The 19,253-nt window shown below is 40.5% G+C and carries 21 protein-coding genes; 10 read left to right on the top strand and 11 right to left on the bottom strand.

Annotation, left to right across the window (positions count from 1 at the left end; translation table 11 throughout):
- Positions 1–144 precede the first annotated feature (144 nt).
- Positions 145–993, bottom strand: coding sequence for a universal stress protein (locus LU635_RS04450; RefSeq protein ID WP_240096625.1), 849 nt, complete (start codon positions 991–993; stop codon positions 145–147).
- 511 nt (positions 994–1,504) lie between these two features.
- Between LU635_RS04450 and LU635_RS04445 the strand changes: the two genes are divergently transcribed.
- The 3 genes from LU635_RS04445 (at position 1,505) to LU635_RS04435 (ending at position 2,894) form a co-directional block, all read left to right on the top strand.
- The gene (locus tag LU635_RS04445; protein ID WP_240096623.1) at positions 1,505–1,873 is read left to right on the top strand and encodes a hypothetical protein; all 369 of its coding nucleotides are present in this window, start codon (positions 1,505–1,507) and stop codon (positions 1,871–1,873) included.
- Between the two features lie 91 nt (positions 1,874–1,964).
- Entirely contained in the window at positions 1,965–2,420 is a 456-nt protein-coding gene (locus LU635_RS04440) for a hypothetical protein (RefSeq protein WP_240096621.1), read from the top strand.
- Positions 2,421–2,567: 147 nt separating this feature from the next.
- Positions 2,568–2,894 carry a hypothetical protein gene (locus LU635_RS04435; RefSeq protein ID WP_240096619.1) on the top strand — a complete coding sequence of 109 codons (327 nt, stop codon included), beginning with the start codon at positions 2,568–2,570 and terminating at the stop codon, positions 2,892–2,894.
- 12 nt (positions 2,895–2,906) lie between these two features.
- Here the strand turns inward: LU635_RS04435 and LU635_RS04430 are convergent, their stop codons facing one another.
- Together LU635_RS04430 and LU635_RS04425 are read right to left on the bottom strand one after the other, a co-directional pair.
- Complete coding sequence (locus LU635_RS04430) at positions 2,907–3,674, bottom strand: LytR/AlgR family response regulator transcription factor (protein WP_240096617.1); 768 nt, start codon at positions 3,672–3,674, stop codon at positions 2,907–2,909.
- Positions 3,655–4,824: a sensor histidine kinase gene (locus LU635_RS04425; protein ID WP_240096615.1), complete on the bottom strand. Its 1,170-nt coding sequence runs from the start codon at positions 4,822–4,824 to the stop codon at positions 3,655–3,657. Before LU635_RS04425 ends, LU635_RS04430 begins: the two co-directional genes overlap by 20 nt.
- A gap of 191 nt (positions 4,825–5,015) precedes the next feature.
- Here LU635_RS04425 and LU635_RS04420 point away from each other — a divergent pair, with 191 nt between their 5' ends.
- From LU635_RS04420 to LU635_RS04395, 6 genes are all read left to right on the top strand, one after another.
- Positions 5,016–7,460 carry a TonB-dependent receptor gene (locus LU635_RS04420; protein ID WP_240096613.1) on the top strand — a complete coding sequence of 815 codons (2,445 nt, stop codon included), beginning with the start codon at positions 5,016–5,018 and terminating at the stop codon, positions 7,458–7,460.
- Between the two features lie 649 nt (positions 7,461–8,109).
- Complete coding sequence (locus tag LU635_RS04415; protein ID WP_240096611.1) at positions 8,110–8,307, top strand: hypothetical protein; 198 nt, start codon at positions 8,110–8,112, stop codon at positions 8,305–8,307.
- Positions 8,308–8,408: 101 nt separating this feature from the next.
- Positions 8,409–8,825: a Fur family transcriptional regulator gene (locus tag LU635_RS04410; protein WP_240096609.1), complete on the top strand. Its 417-nt coding sequence runs from the start codon at positions 8,409–8,411 to the stop codon at positions 8,823–8,825.
- 69 nt (positions 8,826–8,894) lie between these two features.
- A complete protein-coding gene (locus LU635_RS04405; protein ID WP_240096607.1) occupies positions 8,895–9,260 on the top strand; it encodes a DUF3703 domain-containing protein in 366 nt (121 codons plus the stop codon).
- Positions 9,250–11,241: a heavy metal translocating P-type ATPase gene (locus LU635_RS04400; protein WP_240096605.1), complete on the top strand. Its 1,992-nt coding sequence runs from the start codon at positions 9,250–9,252 to the stop codon at positions 11,239–11,241. The genes LU635_RS04405 and LU635_RS04400 overlap by 11 nt, the downstream gene beginning before the upstream one ends.
- Before the next feature lie 82 nt (positions 11,242–11,323).
- On the top strand, positions 11,324–12,091 hold the full coding sequence (locus LU635_RS04395; RefSeq protein ID WP_240096603.1) for a LexA family transcriptional regulator: 768 nt from the start codon (positions 11,324–11,326) through the stop codon (positions 12,089–12,091).
- 77 nt (positions 12,092–12,168) lie between these two features.
- On the opposite strand, the gene LU635_RS04390 is transcribed toward LU635_RS04395, so the two are convergent.
- The 4 genes from LU635_RS04390 to LU635_RS04375 all read right to left on the bottom strand — a co-directional run bounded on the left by LU635_RS04390 (position 12,169) and on the right by LU635_RS04375 (position 14,209).
- A complete protein-coding gene (locus LU635_RS04390) occupies positions 12,169–12,306 on the bottom strand; it encodes a hypothetical protein (RefSeq protein WP_240096600.1) in 138 nt (45 codons plus the stop codon).
- A gap of 12 nt (positions 12,307–12,318) precedes the next feature.
- The gene (locus tag LU635_RS04385) at positions 12,319–12,627 is read right to left on the bottom strand and encodes a hypothetical protein (RefSeq protein WP_240096599.1); all 309 of its coding nucleotides are present in this window, start codon (positions 12,625–12,627) and stop codon (positions 12,319–12,321) included.
- Positions 12,628–12,664: 37 nt separating this feature from the next.
- A complete protein-coding gene (locus tag LU635_RS04380; protein WP_240096597.1) occupies positions 12,665–12,898 on the bottom strand; it encodes a hypothetical protein in 234 nt (77 codons plus the stop codon).
- Positions 12,899–13,006: 108 nt separating this feature from the next.
- On the bottom strand, positions 13,007–14,209 hold the full coding sequence (locus LU635_RS04375) for a 3-deoxy-D-manno-octulosonic acid transferase (RefSeq protein ID WP_240096595.1): 1,203 nt from the start codon (positions 14,207–14,209) through the stop codon (positions 13,007–13,009).
- Between the two features lie 115 nt (positions 14,210–14,324).
- Here LU635_RS04375 and LU635_RS04370 point away from each other — a divergent pair, with 115 nt between their 5' ends.
- Entirely contained in the window at positions 14,325–15,458 is a 1,134-nt protein-coding gene (locus LU635_RS04370) for a DegT/DnrJ/EryC1/StrS family aminotransferase (protein WP_240096593.1), read from the top strand.
- Positions 15,459–15,767: 309 nt separating this feature from the next.
- On the opposite strand, the gene LU635_RS04365 is transcribed toward LU635_RS04370, so the two are convergent.
- The 4 genes from LU635_RS04365 to LU635_RS04350 all read right to left on the bottom strand — a co-directional run bounded on the left by LU635_RS04365 (position 15,768) and on the right by LU635_RS04350 (position 19,153).
- Positions 15,768–16,439, bottom strand: coding sequence for a hypothetical protein (locus LU635_RS04365; RefSeq protein WP_240096591.1), 672 nt, complete (start codon positions 16,437–16,439; stop codon positions 15,768–15,770).
- Between the two features lie 23 nt (positions 16,440–16,462).
- Positions 16,463–17,221: an SDR family oxidoreductase gene (locus LU635_RS04360; RefSeq protein WP_240096589.1), complete on the bottom strand. Its 759-nt coding sequence runs from the start codon at positions 17,219–17,221 to the stop codon at positions 16,463–16,465.
- 79 nt (positions 17,222–17,300) lie between these two features.
- Complete coding sequence (locus LU635_RS04355; RefSeq protein WP_240096587.1) at positions 17,301–17,456, bottom strand: lmo0937 family membrane protein; 156 nt, start codon at positions 17,454–17,456, stop codon at positions 17,301–17,303.
- 149 nt (positions 17,457–17,605) lie between these two features.
- Positions 17,606–19,153, bottom strand: coding sequence for a cryptochrome/photolyase family protein (locus LU635_RS04350; RefSeq protein ID WP_240096570.1), 1,548 nt, complete (start codon positions 19,151–19,153; stop codon positions 17,606–17,608).
- Positions 19,154–19,253 lie beyond the last annotated feature (100 nt).

Here is a 19,253-nt window from a genome sequence, read left to right as displayed (position 1 = left end):
TGCCGGTAATTTCCGGCAGCCTTTTTTATTTATATACATCTGTGTTCTGTTCCATTTTTAGAGGCTTTAAACGGGATTTGCTGTTAATAAAATCTTCCCGGGACATCCCGGGAAGATTTTGAATACTTCCGGTTTTTTGGCCGACTAGGATTTTGCCGGAAGTATAAGAAAAGGAAAGGACAGATGCCTGTCTATATTTTCCACCACGGGCTCACGGAATAGGTTTTCGGTAAAGCCGTGTTTGTAGTAGATCATGCTAAGAAGATCCATATCATGGTTCTTTACAAATTCTGCAAGCGTCCGGGAGATCTCGATATGCGTGAACGAATATTCAAGGTGCACGGGCACATCTCCAAAATAGGCTTTCAGCTCATTGAAATTCTTCCACTGTTCTTTGCTAAGGCTTCCTTCTTCACCATCGTAGACCACCGTGATACTGGAACCGAATCTTTTAGCCAGGTGTTTTAGCAGCCTGAAACTGTTCTCTTCAAAGCTTCGGCTTAGTTCACTTGCGAAAGCGATATTAAGCGGAGGCGTATAATCGAGTTCCCGCGGAATTACCAGGATAGGGCAGGAAATAGCTTTCTCAATAAGTTTGGTGGTATGGGTACCATAGATGCTTTGAAGCGTGCCATGATGCTTTTTGGTTCCCATGATCACCAGGTCTATATCTCTTTCTTTTATGGTATTCTCTATGCCTTTTATGAGTTTTCTCTCTGAACTTATGATCTCGAACCTGTTCTGGTCTAATTCCGTATCGCGGATTATCTGATGAAAGGTCTCGGTACAGCCTGCCTCAGATCTCATCTTTAGCCTCGGTGCTTTTTTGAACTCCTCTTCATTAACGATGCTATATACCGAAGTATGGATCTCATCCCCGTAAAAGTTGGAAATATAGAACCTGGCATCGTCGTCCCTGAAGAGCTGGGTCGCATAATAAAGAGCGCAATATGCCTCTTTGGAAAAGTCGGTTGCGATTAGGATATTCTTCATGATCAAAAAGCTTAAAGGAATTAAAACTCTCTAATATCGTTCAATTTCAATAGCAAAAGTATGACCCACCCCGCCTTCAAAAAATGATGTTTATCATAATAGCATGAATAAAAAAGTTATGGATGCTTAAAAAAGCAGAAAATTTCTCTGAGTCATTATTCTTATTAAGTGGATGTAGATTAGATGCTTATGTCCATATCTGTGCAGTAACCTTATAATAAGAAGCCGATTAATCCTTCCTGTTTTGTTCCGAACTTCGGAAGATTTGCGCCAAATCATTCCATTGAATAGGGGAATTATTTGGTTACCTGCTTCATAACCCTGGGAATATAGCTGGAAATAAGAACATTATGCTTTATGTGGGTTTAATTTAAAAAGACTCAAAACGGAAGTGCTTTTTTGTTTTTGTCGTGGAAAAAAGGAAGGGGGATTTTTCCCCTATTTGGTGCATTTAATTTTATAAGATACTTATTTACAGTACTTTAAATAGACAATCAAAAAACATGGAATTATGAAAAGTTTAATTTTCGGATTATTTCTGCTGATGTCTTTTAGTATGACTGCTCAGAAACTTTCAAAGGACGCTGAAAAACTGGAAAAAGATCATCCCGAAGTATTTATGTCTATTAAAGAATATGCTTCCGCTAAATGGGAAAATGATCCTGTGAAGATGAATAATGAGGTCAATGAACAGGCTGAGGCATTCAGTGAGATATGTAAACTGGTAATAGCAGATTTTTACAGAAACAGGCTCACCCTGGAAATATTAAAGCAAAGAACAGAAGATGATAAAAAAATCAGCTTTATAGATCCTTCTGTTAACTGGGAAGTGGTGTTATCAGAATTAAGACAAAGTTTTATTACAAAGAGATCTTTTTAAAGGAACTTTTCTTTAGTTAATTTCTTCACAAAGAAAATCTTCGAATTCAATTTTCAGTTTATTTAGATGTGTTTTTCCAAAGTTTATAAAAATGAAAAAAGCACTTCTAATTGCCGGGTTCTTCCTTTATGCTGGAAACCTTTGTTTTGCCCAGACTTTTGAATATAAGACCATTACCGTGGTTGAATCTATAATCCCTAACGGACTCGGGCGTTCAAGAATGATAAGTTCAGAAGAAACACGGGACTATAAAGAGTTCACTTCAGAACGCAGCGGAGAGAATGACGAAAGGAATAAATCTGATCGTGGAGAGATCAGGCTTAAGAATTTTGAGGAGACCAAACTGCTCAATTTTTTCAATATGGGAGGTATCCGTTTTCAGAACATAGCTGCCAACGACGCAGTGGTGACCTCAAAACTTAATTCACTATCGGAGCAGGGCTGGGAACTGGTATTTGTGAACAGTGGGGTGGAAAGTTATAGCGGGGAAGATGATGATGGCGGAATTTACGTCACCAGGTATATCCTGAAACGCCTCAGATCTTAATATTTATTTGCGACTTATCTATCTGAAATAAGGAGTTTTCCTTAACAGAAAAATTTAACATAATCACCCAGAAACAAATTTTGACAACAGGGTAAAAATTAGTTAATTGCCGGCCTGTTAGAGAGTTAAAATTTTGTTAAGGTGAATGTGGAAGATAAAATCTATCAGAATTGTAAGGACGGAATGCTTGTAGCCGATTTGAGAAAGGAGTCCTGTGTTAAGTTCATTAATGAACTCAGGGAGAATGAACTCATAATCATTGACCGCAAGGGCAGGATCAGGCTCACCGCAAAAGGTAGAATAGCCATGGATATGGGGCTCACCAATTATTTGAACCTTGATAAGCTTGAAAGGGAGTTCCTTACCAGGGGAGTTTCCGAGATAAGATCAGAGAACAGGGGACTTATGATGGTTTTTGGAGGACTCTTATTATCTTTCGTGTTTTTCCTGGGCTACTGGTTTATACACTTTTAAACTGGAGATTCTTTAAAGATCCAGCCATTCCTTGAAGTCTGAAGCCTTACTGCTGCTAATAATATGATCTTTTTGTGAAGCAGGTTGAAGTCTTAACTGAAGTCTTCCCTTAAAATAAGGGTGTACCTCCTTCACCGCTTCGATATGTACCACTAACTGACGGTTAGCCCTGAAAAACATTTTCCGGTCCAGTTGTTCTTCCAGTTGGTCCAGCGTATAATTCACAGCATATCTGTTGCCCTGGAAGTTCACTAGCAGAACTATACCGTCTTCAGCCAGGAAATAAGCAACTTCCTTGCTCGGGATGGTCTTGATGCTTTGTCCGCTTTTCACCATAAAGCGGGACTTACTCTTTGAATGCGAGCCAGGACCTTGATTCTGAATAAGATTATGAAGGTTTTGTAATTCCTCACCCAGACTACTTTGTTTAAGCTCTTCATATTTTTTTATGGCCCGGAGTATTTCCTCCTGTTTCAGCGGTTTTAGCAAATAATCCACGCTGTTAACCTTAAAGGCTTCAATGGCATATTCATTATAAGCCGTGGTGAAAATTACCGGACACTTAATTTCTACCTGTTTAAAGATCTCAAAACTACTGCCGTCTGAAAGGTGTATGTCACAAAATATAAGATCGGGCATCTCATTATTGCTGAACCATTCTACTGCTTCTTCTATAGAAGCAGGTTTTGCCATAATCTTTGTTTCCGGCCGTAACTTTAAAATAATTTTCTGAAGAGCTTCTGCAGCAAAAACCTCATCTTCAATAATCACTATTCTCATAATCTTCTACTTTAAGGAGTGGAAGTTTTACCATAAATTCATTTTCAGATTTTTCAATCTTCACCTGTTCATCGGTTAGATAACGGTACCTGTTTTTGATATTCTCAAGCCCGGTTTTGGTTGAAATGATCTTTTCCTTTCTTGGATTGAGGCCATTCCGCACTACCAGGGAATCATTTTCAGTTAGTATTTCAACCTTCAGGGGTCTGGAAGTAGTGGAGCCATTATGCTTAACGGCATTTTCTATAAGCATCTGCAGGGAACCGGGAGGTAATAAAAGGGATAGTTTGTCATCAGGGATTTTGAATTCAAATTGAACAGCATCTCCAAAGCGGGTTTCAAGCAAATAGGTATAGGCCTGGCAAACCTCCAGCTCTTTTTTCAGACTTATAAGCATCTCTGCACCATGATCCAGGTAAGAGCGGTAGAGGTCTGAAAGTTTTCTGATAAAATCTACCGCCTTATCCTGATCACTGTACACCAGTGATCCCAGAACATTAAGGCTGTTAAAGAGGAAATGAGGGTTTACCTGCTGCTTCAGGCTCTCCAGCTGGGCCTGGAAATTTTCTTTCTGTAACCTGGCAGACCGAAGTTTTTCTTTCTGTAATTGTCGTTCCCTTTTTCGTGTTTCCACAAAATAGTAAAAGAAAAGAGCAACTATTACGTTTATAACGTAGCCGTTTCTAACATTTACAGGAGGGAATTCCTGTTCATCATATAATAGTGTAAGCGGATAATAATCTATCAGATAGTGTAGGATCATTGCTGTTAAGATCACGGTAATCAATTCCAAAGTACGTTTAATGGCAGGATGAACTTTCTCCAGGACGCTTTTGCTGAATATTTTTGCAATTTGGCGGTGAGTCATAAACAGTAAGAGCAGAAATGCAAATTCCAGGCTCATTTCAAGCATGGCCTCCTTTGTTACCCAGTACAGTTTTCCGAAATAGACGTAAAAGACCGTATAATAGATGAGTAGCGTAAGCCCTGCTGCGATCCCTACTTTTTCCAGTATTACCTGGAAATTAGATCTCAACTTTTTTCCTTCCGGAGAATCCTTATCTGAAAGCTTTTCTTTTATAGTGTAGATTTTTCTTACCGGGTAAAAGTAAAAAATAAAATGCTTTTTCTCTACTCCTGATGTTTTCATGTCCTGCAACTTACTGAAAGGCAATGTTGTGATTTTTCAGGAATTCCATTTCCATTTCATTTATCACATATCCATTTTCAACTCCCTTATATCCCGGTTCATCTTTTTCAGCTTTCTGTGGGCTTCATATGTGGCCATATTTGTCCCGTTAGCAAACCAAAAATTAGTATTAACTACAAAAAATTAAAGAGATGAGATTGTATCAAAAAACAATATTTACGGTATTAGGTTTATTATTCAGTTGTTCCTTTTTTGCCCAGAATTCGCAAAGAGGAACTTTGAACGGAACACTGTTAGATCAGGATGAGGTTACAATTCCTTTTGCCACCGTAGCGGTGATGAAAATACAGGATTCTACGGTGGTAACGGGATCTACCACAGATATAGACGGAAAATTTGAATTTAAAGCTCCAAAGCCCGGCGACTACTTTCTTAGATTTAGCGCAATAGGTTACTCTTCCACATTTAGTAGTAGGTTTGAGGTTGAGGGACCGGCTTTTAGCCGGGATTTTGGGGCTATTACCATGAAGGAAGAATCTACCATGTTAAATGAAGTGATGATCGAAACCTGGAGGCCCAAGATAACTATGGAAGGTGGTAACCTTAATGTAAGGGTGGAAGGTACTGCGCTGGCAGCAGGAAGTTCTGCTTTTGAAGTATTATCACGAGCTCCGGGTGTGGCGGTAGATCAGGACGGCAATTTTCAACTGAATGGGAAAAGTGGGGTTTCCGTTATGATAGACGGGCGGTTAACCTATCTGTCCCAGCAGGAATTAAAAACACTATTAGAAGGAATGTCTGCCGAAAACATCGAAAGCATCGAGGTGATCACTAATCCGTCTGCGAAATATGATGCTGCAGGCACTTCGGGTATACTGAATATAAAATTAAAGAAGAATACCCTTAGCGGACTTAATGGAAGCATGTATGGAGGTTATGAATATAACCAAATCAACGCTTATAATTTTGGAACCAATATTAATTATAAGAAAGGAAACTGGAACTCCTTTCTGAATCTGGACGTAAGAAGAAGGGGAAGAATCAGGGATCAATACCTTACCAGGGGCTTTACCTCCGGAGGAGAGCAGACGGCTTTTCTGGAGCAGAACGCTGAGGACGATAAAACTTTCTTGACTCCAACATTGCGCATAGGCACAGATTATAGTATCAATGATAATCATACTATTGGGATAATGGCAGACCTTACCTATCAGGATATGGAAAATGACTGGAATTCGTTTGGTACCGTTAACAATCTGCAAATAAATGAAACCACCAATATAGTAGCGCTTAACAATATTCAGGAAGATTTTAATAATAACAGGATAAACCTGCATTATGACGCAAAACTGGATACGGTGGGTACCACTCTTTCTGCAAACGTAGATTATGTAAGCCTTAGCAGGGATTCGGAATCCAGCTTTAACAATACTTATTCATTCAATCAAAATAATAACGAAGAAAACGAGCAGTTATTCAGTAACAGTCTTTCAGATTATGAGATCTTTTCAGCGAGACTCGATTTCAGCACTGCCTTATCTGAAAATTCTCAATTAGAACTTGGTTTGAAAGCCAGTGATGTGATTTCAGAAAGTGATCTTGATTTCTTTATTCAGGAAAATGGGGGGCGCGCCTTCGATCCTTCAAGAAGTAATCAATTCAGGTATGAAGAGAATATCTATGCGGCCTATGCGAGTTTCAGCAGTAAACTGAGTGATAAATTCAGACTTAATGCCGGTCTCAGACTGGAGCAGACTGAAGCGAAGGGGATTTCAGCAACTATGGATCAGACCACTGAAAGAGATTATCTGGAGTTATTTCCCAGCCTGAGTCTTGAACAGACTGTAAGTAAGAACTATAAATTGAATTATGCCTATAATCGAAGGATCTTAAGACCCGATTATGACAGGCTTAATCCGTTTATTTTTTACATAGATCCTTATACTTATATTACCGGAAACCCGGATCTTCAGCCTCAATTCACTAATTCTTTTAAACTTACCCAGACCTTTTTTGGAAAATACAACCTAATCCTGGGGTATGATGTGACTGAAGATTATATAGGTGAGATCCCTCTCCAGGATCCAGTAACCAGTGAAACGGCCTTTGGAATCAGGAATATGGATAACTACACCAGTCTAAGCGCTACCCTTGTGGCTCCTGTCCAGATCCTCCCGGAATGGAATGCCACCAACACCATTGTTTTTGCAGATAACCGGTATGATATAAATATTGACGGAGTGGAGGCAGAAAATAACCAGTTATTCTTTATGGCACAATCTACTCACAGAGTGAATCTGCCAATGGATCTGAGCCTGGAAATGAATGCTTTGTACCAGGGACCGGTAGCTTATGGCCTTTACCGTATAGAAGACAGGTTTGGATTGGATCTTGGGATCAAAAAGAGCTTTATGAACGAGAGGCTGGATGTTACCTTAAGTGCAGATGATATATTTAAAACCATGGATGTGACCGGTGATTCTGAATTTAACGGGAATACGACCTATATAAATCAGTATATGGGGAACCGTGGAATTAGCCTTAACCTCAGATATAACCTAAGCTCTAATAAGGAGAATACCCAGGTTCGTCGTAATGACGATCTGGAAGAACTGAACAGAGCTGGAGGGCAGTAATTAGTTCTCCTTTCATGATGGTGACCCCTGGCCGTAGCCGGGGGTTTTAATACGATGAAGTTGTGTCAAAAATTCAGTTTTATGTTATTCGTTAGTTTGATTAGCCACTCCAAATTTTCGATGAAGTTATAAAGGTAGCTTTCTGCAGAATTTAATTGAAAAAGGCGAAGCTTTCATCTTAAGTCAGGAAGATCAAAATTTGAAACATGAAGAATTCCCGTCCAGAGAATCTGGAAGAATTGAACAGGACGGGAGGCTAACAGATCGATTCTTCCGGTACAACTACCATCTCTGAATCCCGGGTTTAAACCCGGGATTTTTTTTAACAATTGTTTATACAGGAAAATCCCTATTTATTGTGGTTCAGTATACCTATATATTTGGTTTTTGAAGTGTAGTATAAGATTATTTATAATCCCCTGGGTTATGGTGAAGAGTTATTCTAAAATATTTCAATTCATTTGGCTATTGTGCAGCATTCTTCTTTCGGTATATCTGGTGCTTAAATTCAGTTCATAATATGTGGTTTTCCAAATGATATATTTTTCCGGTCTTTCCCCGGGACAGGATATAACACGTCCTGGTTAAAAACATTAAAAATTTTTTGAAATCTATCACCGGGTAATCAGGGATCGGCCTAAATTGCCGCATGAAATTTTATTATTCCGGTAAGAATACTAATACACAAGGTGTAATTATGGTTCATTCAGAGGATTGTAAGGCTCTTCCTGATGTTCTGCAAAGGATTTATATAGGTATGTTTCCCAATTCTAATCTAGCCATTACCTCTGCTAAACAAAAACTACAGCTCACCCGGGTTAAGGTATGTACCTGCTGCGTGGAGTAACTTCCGTCCAATTACAGGATTTGAACTGAACCGCTACCTTTTTTAGGAGTGGTTTTTTATTTGCCCTTTTCAACCTAACTTTGTTTAACTTTTCTGAGGTTATGGATAAAATAGAAAGACTTCTGAGGCAACATCATATCCGTCCTACGGCGATAAGGCTGCTTATGTACAAATTCCTGCATGAAAAGAATGTAGCGGTTACTTTGAACGATATAGAATCGGGTTTTGATAAATCTGAACGTACCACTCTTTACCGCACTATTAAGACTTTTGAAAAGAACGGGCTGGTGCACCAGATAGATGATGGTACCGGGGTAGCCAAATATGCTTTGGACGAACCCGAAAATCAGAAAGGCAATTCCCAGGATCTTCACCTTCACTTCCACTGCACAAGCTGTAATGAGACCGTCTGTCTTACAGATCATAAGATCCCTCATATAAGCCTTCCAAAAGGTTTTGTAACCCAGGATATGAATCTTGTGCTTAAAGGTACCTGTGATAAATGCAATAGGAAATAATGCACTTAAGTTGCATGTTTTTCAGCGTATCTTAGTCCGGAATTAAACAGTATAAAGATGCCTTTTTTCATGCCTCAACATATCAGGGTTCATTATAAGGAAGAAATTCTTCGTTACCGGGAGCATTTAAGAAATAAAGATTACCACACTGCCTGGTATTCCCTGGAAAGGAGCCATGTACTTGGGCAGGCCTATCCCGTTGAGCATACTTATTCACACTGGTTAATGCTCAGGTTTGGATTGAAGAAAAGGAATCTTAAAGAAGTGACAGGGCAGATCCCCAGGCTTCTGGCTGGAGGCTTGAAATCTTTTATAGGTCTTATCCCTGTTGGAAATACTGGTGGTGCAAATGTGCCTCCGCTCAGGCCTATGGAAATTGCGCCCGATCTAAAAGCTATACTGGAAAACAAAACAAATAAGCACAATGTCTGCTAATCATAATCACGGATGCTGCAAACCTCAGACCGATGGGGTATTTGGAGAAAGAACCGAACTGATCTTCGCAATACTTAGCGGGGTATTTCTACTTACCGGGTTTTTACTGGATGTGTTTGGGGAATTGAATTTTATCTATGTACTCATTCCCTATCTTATATCTTATTTTTTCGGAGGCTATTATACTGTAAGGCTGGCCATTGAGGAACTCTCCCATGCCCGTTTTCAAATTGATTTTTTAATGCTGGTAGCGGCAGTAGGTGCGGCTTTCCTGGATAAGTGGGCAGAAGGTGCCCTGCTTTTATTCCTTTTTAGCCTGGGCCATGCCCTGGAGCATCTTGCTATGGACAAGGCGAGGAAATCTATAGAATCCCTTACTAAACTGTCACCCAAAAAAGCCCTTAGGAAGCAGGGAGATGATTATGTTGAGGTGAGCATTAAAGAACTGAAAGTAGGTGATATCATCAGGATCCAGCCTAATACAACGGTAGCTGCCGATGGTGTCATTCTGAGTGGAAGTCCCAGTATCAACCAGGCTCCCATTACCGGTGAAAGCATCCCGGTAGATAAAGAGCCGGTAAGTGATCCTGATAAGGAATATGCCTCAGACCAGGAAATTCCTCAAAAGAGCAGAGTCTATGCCGGTACCATTAATGGAGATAGCAGCATAGAAATAAAAGTGATCAAGGAATCCCAGGATTCTACGCTTAACCGGCTTATCACCATGGTACAGGAAGCCCAGGAGAAGAAATCGCCTACGCAACTGCTCGCCGATAATTTTGAAAAATTTTATGTACCCGCCGTGCTTACGCTGGTAATACTGCTCAATTTTGCATTCCTGGTGATCGATGAGAGCTGGTCTCAAAGTTTTTATCGTTCCATGGCTGCACTGGTAGCCGCAAGTCCCTGTGCGCTGGCCATTTCAACTCCTTCAGCCGTTTTAAGCGGAATTGCCCGGGCGGCCAGGGGAGGAGTCCTTGTAAAAGGTGGCAAACCCCTGGAAGATCTGGGGACCTTACGGGCCCTTGCCTTTGATAAGACAGGTACCCTAACCGAAGGTAAGCCAAAGCTAACCGACCTTGTTCTGTTAAACGGACTTTCTAATGATGCCTTTCTCAGAAATGTGATAGCTCTTGAAAGTTCCAGTAACCATCCCCTTGCCAGGGCTGTGGTTCGTGACGGGAAAGAAAGAATGGAGGTTCAGAACGGGATTCCGGAAGTGAGGCATTCTGAAGCTATCCAGGGAAAAGGAATTAAGGGCGAGGTAGATGGTTCCATGCTTAGAATTGGAAACCTTGAACTTTATAATGAATCTGGTGGGGTGCCTTCAGAAGTGAAACAAAAAGTTGAAAATCTCGAGAAAGAAGGGAAAACGGTTATGCTTGTTCAGCATAATAAAGAGTTTAGCGGAATTCTGGGACTTATGGATACGCCCCGGGAGGCTGCAAAACCTACCCTGGCAAAACTTAAAAAGATTGGTATTAAGAAGATGATCATGCTTACCGGTGATAACCAGAAGGTGGCCGATGCGGTGGCCTCTGAAATCGGGATAACCCAGGCCTTCGGTAGTCTTTTGCCGGAGGAAAAAGTGGAGCGTATAAAACAGCTTGAGAAAGAAGAATCCAAGATCGCCATGGTAGGAGATGGGGTGAACGATGCCCCGGCTATGGCCAGTAGTACCGTGGGAATTGCCATGGGAGCCGCGGGTAGCGATGTGGCGCTGGAAACGGCCGATATAGCTCTGATGGCCGATAAGCTTGAGATCCTTCCTTTTGCCATTGCATTAAGCCGTAAGTCCCAGCAGATCGTCCGGCAGAATCTCTGGATTAGCCTGGGGGTTGTGGCGCTGCTCCTGCCGGCTACCATTTTTGGCTGGGCCAATATTGGTATCGCCGTCGTGTTCCATGAAGGTTCTACCGTAGTAGTTGTTTTGAACGCATTGCGGTTATTAGGCTTTAAGGACAGATATAGCAATTCCTAAATTTTTCTAAGATTTTATAGCTAAATAGGATTAAATCCAATATTTTTGATTAAATTTTGGAATTATTCCTAATTAAAAAAACATGGGCACACCCGGATCTATTGAAATTAAGCACTTTAAAGAAGTAAGAGAGGAGAATAATTACACTCAGAGCGAATTTGCCTCCCTGCTCGGGATCAAAAATTCAACTGCCGATATTGAAAGAGGAAGAACCAAACTATCCGGAAAGGTAGTGGCGGAACTCCTTCGTCAGTTCGCCATAAACCCCTTATGGTTGTTTGGACAAAGCGGACAGAAATATTTAAAGATCTCCAAAGGAGATGTGAGTCCCAAGGTGGTGACCGTAGATAATGCCGACAATGAGAATATCGTGCTGGTAAACCAGAAGGCGGCAGCCGGTTATCCACATAATGTCCAGGATGTGGAGTGGTACAATCAGCTTCCGGCTTTTGATATTCCATTGCCAGAATTTCGTAATGCTACCTACCGTGGGTTTCAGATAGAAGGGGACAGTATGCTTCCAGACTACAGGCCGGGAGAATGGGTGATGGGTAAGGCAGTGCCGAGTATTGAAGAAGCCAGCAATAACAGGGTATATGTTGTGGTGATGTATGATTCGGTACTGGTCAAGAAACTCCAGAAGTTGCCAGATCCTTCAAAGGTTCTGCTTATATCTCTCAATGAAGAGTATCTGCCACTTGAGGTCAATGTTCACGATATACAGGAAATATGGCAGGTAAACTCCAAGCTTACCTTTAATCTGGACAATCCTTCCAACAGCGGCCTGTTCCAGGAACTTCAGCAATCAATGGAAGAACTAAAAAAAGAACTGAAATCCTTTAAAAAATAAAGAACCCTTTTTTTAAAAAAAAGGGTTCTTGTTCCGGTTAATAAGCTTGTTACTGTACTACACTGGTAGTATTACGATTACATGTCATCAGCCACATCCTCGGCTGCATCTTCAACATCGTCTGCAACCTGTTCGGTTTTGGATTCTTCGCGGCATGAGGTCATTACTACAGAAGTAGTAAATGTAAGCGCCAGTAACAGGATCAACTTTTTCATAATTTATCTGTTTTAATAATCGTCAGTGGTTTCTTCTTCGATCTCACCTTCAACTTCTTCTGCTGCTCCTTCCACAGCTTCTCCGGTTTCTCTCGCGGCATTTTCTACCGCGTCTCCGGCATCATTAGCTGCCTGCTCAATATCTTCGCCTAGATTATTATCATCATTCATATCATCCATGTCGTCCATGTCATCCATATGGTCTTCGCCTTCTTCATGCATTTCTTCCATATCGTCTGCTCTATCCTCAGCAGTTTCCCTGCAGGAATAAATAACACTTACAGACAGGATTAAAGCCAGCATTAAAAATAACTTCTTCATAATTAAAAATTTTAATTAGTAGTTTATAGATTGGTTTTTAGTTATCGTCTCCTATTTTTTCGATCTCTTCGTTGATCTCCTCATTTACTTCCTTATCCACCTCTTTGGCGGTTCTTTCAAGTATTCCTTCTCTTTCTTCTTCAGGAGTGTCAACTTTCTTTTCAACTTCCACCTCTTTTACGATGGTTTCCTTTTCTTTGGTTTCCCTGCAAGAAGTTAGTACAGAGGCGAACATAAGCAGCATAGCTGCTAAGATTGATAAACGTTTCATGTTAGTAGTTTTTGGTTATTAAAGACCGAAATTACAATTAAAAGGCATTGGACGTTCTTATTTTAAGCTTTTTTAGCACTAAATGTTAACGTTTCTAAAACCTGTAATTTACAGGTACTCCTCTAAAATACGGGTAGCCCCGGTATTGCTATTGATGAAATGCCCGGATATCATCCCGGTCTTTCTTCTGAAGTCTGTATCGGTATACAAACTTGTCATTATGGCTGTAAATTCATCTTTGTCTTTTACCGAGAACAGGCCGGCGAGCTGTCTCAGTCTTTGGGCTTCGGGGAATTTTTCAAAGTTCCTTCCGATAAGGATGGGAATACCGAAGGTGGCTGGTTCCAGGACATTGTGGAGCCCGGTATTTCCTGCTGCACCACCCACATAAGCGATATTTGCATAACTATAGGCTCTTCCCAGTAGTCCGATAGTGTCCAGAATAAGCACCCGGTAATTTTTTAAATTCCTGTCTTCTTTTTCTGAGTACTTTATCACCGGAATACTGATATGCCGCCTGAGCTTTTCAACTTTTTCAGGTTTTATTTCATGAGGCGCGATAATGAACTTTATACTACTGGAATTATTGATGAAATCCAGCATCAAGTCTTCATCTTCCGGCCAGGTACTTCCGCAAACCACGAGTAACTGATCATCCTTAAAGTCTTCTATGAAGTCTATCTTATTATCTGCTTCAATTTGCGCAGCCACCCGGTCAAAACGAGTATCTCCGGCCACGGTTACATTTTCAAAACCTATGGAATTGAGTAATTCTTCAGATTCCTTATTCTGGACGAAGAAATGTTCAAAGGCTTCGAGGGCAGATCTCATCCATTTTCCGTATATCTTGAAAAAAGCCTGATCTTTTCGGAAAACACCGGAAACCAGAAAGGTCCTTACCTTTCCTGCCTTTAATTCATTCAGAAAATTCGGCCAGAAATCATACTTAATGAAAAAAGCCATTTCAGGCTGAATAATATCCAGAAATTTTCGTGCATTCTTTTTACTGTCAAGGGGGAGGTAGGTAAAGTGATCTACAAGGGGATGCTTTTTCTTATTCTTATAACCGGAAGGGGAAAAGAAACTCACGATGATTTTATGCTCCGGATATTTATTTTTTAGCATTTTTAATACCGGGACAGCCATCTCAAACTCCCCGAGCGAAGCTGCATGTACCCAGATATGGTCTTTAGAAGGGTCGATGGCCTTTTCCAGTTTTGGAAAAAGATCCCTGCGTCCTTCAGTAAATTCCTTAAGCTTTTTGCTGAAATAGGCTGCCGATTTAAGTACGACGCCGGTTAAATTGACCAATAAGTTGTAGACTCGCTGCACACTAAAAAACTTCTGTTTGCTAAAATAGGCCTTTCAAATGGATTGTTAGTAGGGTCTATATTTTGTATTTTCGTAGACCTGAAAAATATTGCAAATGAAAAAGATTCAAATGGTTGACCTTAAGGGTCAGTATGAAGGTATAAAAAAACAAGTGAATGATTCCTTGCATGAGGTGCTTGAAGATACATCCTTTATAAACGGGCCACAGGTTCATGCTTTCCAAAAGGAACTGGAAGAGTACCTGGGAGTGAAACATGTGATCCCCTGCGCTAATGGAACAGACGCTCTTCAGATCGCCATGATGGGCCTCGGTCTGAAACCCGGTGATGAGGTGATCACTGCCGATTTCACTTTTGCGGCGACGGCAGAGGTTATCGCACTGCTTCAGCTTACTCCCGTGTTGGTAGATGTAGACCCGGTAACCTTCAACATAGACCCTGAAGAGATCAAAAGGGCGATTACTCCTAAGACCAAAGCTATTGTACCTGTTCACCTTTTCGGGCAGCCAGCCGATATGGATGCGATAATGGAAATTGCAAGGGAACATGATCTTTATGTGATAGAAGATAATGCACAGGCCATTGGTGCCAACTATCATTCAAAAGAAGGCAAAACCATGAAGGTGGGGACTATAGGGGATGTAGCGGCAACCTCGTTCTTTCCTTCCAAGAATCTTGGATGTTATGGCGATGGGGGAGCTATCTTTACCAATAATGATCAACTGGCACATATCATAAGAGGAGTGGTGAATCACGGCATGTACGAGCGGTATCATCATGATGTGGTTGGGGTGAATTCCAGGCTGGACAGCTTTCAGGCTGCCGTTTTAAGAGCGAAACTTCCAAATCTGGATAAATATAATGAAGCCCGAAAAGAAGCCGCAGCAAAGTATAACAAAGCCTTTGAAGGTGAGGAAAGCATTGAAACACCTGTTCGCACTGGGGATTCCAGCACCCATGTTTATCATCAGTATACCCTGAAGATCAAAAATGGGAAAAGGGATGCACTTGCAAAACACCTTCAGGAAAAGGGAATTCCATTCGGGATCTATTATCCTATCCCGTTACACCTTCAGAAGGCATATACAGATGAAAGATATAATGAAGCAGATTTTTCGGTAACCAATCAGCTGGTGAAAGAGGTTATTTCCCTTCCTATGCATACTGAACTGGAAGATGATCAGATCGAACATATCTCAAAAACCATTATAGATTTCTTAAATAACTAGGCAAGGAGAAAACTGTTTTTAGCCGCACTGGCCATTTATCTTTTCGAAGCTAAGGGCTAGTGATAAGGTCATCGTGGTTTCAGAGAAAAGGATAAAGGATGAGGAAGATGGCGTCCTGGCTCTGCCTGCGGCCGAAGATAGTTTGATAGACCTGAAAGAATGGTATTGCAGGGACTAACCCATATGCACGTTCATAGTGCAGCCGAGTTTAATCCCATGAAATATCTTCATGGCAATACCCACAGTGAAGCCGATAATGCCTTCAATTCTGTCTGCCTTTTTTTGTAAAAACCTTTAAGCTATCCTCTTCTATTCCACTGAAATATCCGAGAAGAACAGCTCAAAGTTGCCATCCTTGGATTTATGCATGGTGGCGATCTTTATCCCGTCAAAATCTTTATAATCTTCCCAGGTTGAAGGAGATTCCCTTTGCCCGTCTGAAGATTTATAGACCCATTCTCTTATCATATAATCTTCATCAAAATAAATGTCATAGCTGTCGCCAGGTGTATAGCCGCCTTCAGAAGGATAGCTTACGGTTAGCATTTTCATCTCTTTTTCACTTATAGGAGCTTTGGCAGTCTTTACTTCACTGAACTCAGCATCAGACCATTTTAACTGGTAGGGGAAAAGCAGCCAGTAAGAGTCATTTACAAATCTGCGATCTATATATTTTTTGTCTTCAGCAAGGCTATCCTTTTTTGTATAGCTCATCGTACTGTCCTTTTCGGTAAGGCTTATTTTATCGGTTTTGATGTTCCATGACCAGCGCCTTTGAGAACGAAGGGTATCATTTACTTTTACATTAAAGGTAAAATTGATCTTGTTTATGCTGTCGAATTTTTCAAATCCGTTGGCCATGGCAATTTTTTCATGGACTTCGAGATTGGGATCTCCGGCTACTTCTTCTTTTTTCTTCTTTTCCTGGTTACAGGCAATTACTGTAAGAGACAGTAGAATTAGTGTGATTGTTTTTTTCATATGGTCAATTTTTAGTTGTTGGTTTATATTGCTTTAATACTCATACCTCCATCGGCAATAATATTCTGTCCCGTGATGAAGGATGATTTTTCCATGGCCAGGAAGGATATGACCGCCGATATCTCGGTTGCCTCTGCTACTCTTTTCAGGGGAGTACGGTCTAAAATGGCCTTCAGTTTCTCTTCCTGATTAAGGTAGCCTTCTGTTAGCGGAGTTCTGGTGAACCATGGGGAAACAGCATTTACTCTTATTCCATCTTCAGCCCACTCTGCAGCCAGGCTTCTTGTTTGCTGAAGTAATCCGGATTTTGACATGGCATATGGAACTCCCGTCCCCACATCCTGATTAGCGGCAGAAGAGGATACATTAATAATGGATGCCCTGGCTGATTCCTTAAGAAAAGGATGCAATAATCGGCTGAGTTCAAATGGAGAGATCAGGTTGATCTCAAGAACCTTTCTGAATTCTTCATCTGAATAATCAATCGCTTTTCGGCGAATATTGATGCCGGCATTATGAACAAGAATATCAAGCTGTTTCCAGTTTTCAGCTACCCATGATTTTATCTTTAAACGATCTTCTTTATTAGAGGAGTCTGCAACCAGACCATGAGCTTTTAAACCTTTATTACGAAGTTCTTTTTCGAATTGCTGTACATCTTCTTCACTTCTGGAGGTGAACAGTACTTCGGCTCCCAGTTCCAGAAATTCAAGTACTGTAGTACGACCAATTCCCTTTGTGCCGCCCGTGACTAACGCTTTCTTTTTATTTAATGTCCACATAGACCTGATTATCACTACTAATTTAAGAAATAAAAAACCCTTTGATCGCTCAAAGGGTATTCTTAAAAAATTTCAATTCTTAAAGTCTTCGTCCGGTCAATAATTTGTAAAGGATCATTATAACGGCAAGTACTATGAGGATGTGAATAATGCTTCCAAGATCTGGGAAAGCAAAATACCCTACAAGCCAACCAATTACCAGCAAAACGATAATAAGCCAAATTAAATCTCTCATGTCAGGTTGATTTTTGAACAACCTAAAAAAAAGGCTGTTGTTGGTTAATATTAAATATAAGTCAGTTAAAATGTTGGTTAATTCTCATACTAATTTAGATAATCGACTCCCCTGTAACACGGCATTTAACCTTGATTTAACGTTAGTTATTAAAAATCAGAGGGATGCTCAATAATGCTGGCAGCTCTTTTTCTGATCTTTTCCATTTCTTCAGAATCCTTTTTATCAAGCAGGCTCATCATCATATTCATCCTTTGATTTTTACTGAATTCTTCCCGGTTTACATCCAGGAAATTCCAGTAAAGACTGTTAAAAGGGCAGGCATCTTCTTCGATTTTTTTATTCACCTTATAATGGCAGTTTGTGCAATAATTACTCATTTTATTGATATAACTACCGCTTGAAACGTAGGGTTTGGTTGCCACCAGGCCTCCATCTGCAAACTGGCTCATTCCACGGGTATTGGTTATTTCTACCCACTCAATAGCATCAATATAGATTCCCAGGTACCATTTGTCTACTTCATCAGGATGCGTTTGGGTTAAAAGCGCATAATTTCCGGTGATCATCAAACGCTGAATATGGTGAGCATAGGCATTTTCAAGGCTGTTCTTTATGGAATGATGAAGACAATTCATTTTAGTCTCAGCATCCCAGTAGAAAGGAGGAAGATCATTTTGGTTTCGCAGCTTATTACTTCTCGCGTAACCTGGCATTTCTTTCCAGTAGATCCCTCGCATATATTCTCTCCAGCCCAGTATTTGCCTAATAAAACCTTCTATCTGGGAAATATCGATCTCATCCTTATGTTTATAATAATAGTCAACCGCGCTATCGGTAACTTCTTTCGGGCTTATCATCTTCGTGTTAAGGCTGAAAGAAAGGCGGGAATGAAATAAATAGGCCTCGTTAGTATGCATTGCATCCTGGAAATCGCCGAAATGTATCAGCAGGTTTTTGCAGAAATAATTCAAAACCGATAGAGAATCTTCCCGGGAAGTGGGCCAGTTAAAACTTTTCTCATTCACCTTCCCCATGGTTTTGATTCCTGCTTTATTTATCTCTTCAAGGATACCCGAAACATCCTTTCTGAAACCTCTTTCATGAGGGATTTCAGGCTCAGCCTTCCATTTCTTTCGGTTAGATTTGTCAAAATTCCATTTTCCGCCTTCAGGATTCCCAGAGTCCAGCATCAGGATGTTGTGTTTTTTACGCATATCCCGGTAGAAGTACTCCATAGTAAGCTGTTTCTTTCCTTTAAAAAACTTTTCCAGGTCATCCCGCCTGGTAAAAAAATGTTCGGTATCAAAAGCTTCGGTCTCAATATTCAGCCCTTTGCAAATTTTCTTTAACTGCTCATCCAGCCTATATTCATCGGGAAGCTGGTATTCGAATTTTTCAAAATTTCCTTCTGAGATCAGTCTTTTTAAATTCTTTTCCAGGTCCTGTTCGTTGTTCTTATCATTTATTTTGAAGTAAATAACATCATGTCCTTTTTCCTTAAGAAATTCGGCGAAATTCCGCATAGAACTGAAGAAGCCAATAACTTTTTGGATATGATGAACCACATAATCTGTTTCCTGCCTCATTTCCATCATCACATAGGTAGTGTTCTCTGGTTCTGCCTGAAACCAGCTATGCTGATGGTTCAACTGGTCTCCCAGGATCAAACGAAGTGTTTTTAAATCTTCAGCCATAGATCCTGATATTCATTATAAGGCTCATAGTTTTCTTAAAATCATGAGCCGACTTTTGATAATGCCCTGGATTAACAAAATATACAGACCTCATGAAGAT

Origin of the sequence: Christiangramia crocea (genome assembly GCF_022410465.1) — a bacterium.
GTDB lineage: Bacteria > Bacteroidota > Bacteroidia > Flavobacteriales > Flavobacteriaceae > Christiangramia > Christiangramia crocea.
Note: the sequence above shows the minus strand (reverse complement) of the source record. Positions and strands in the feature narration are given on the sequence as shown.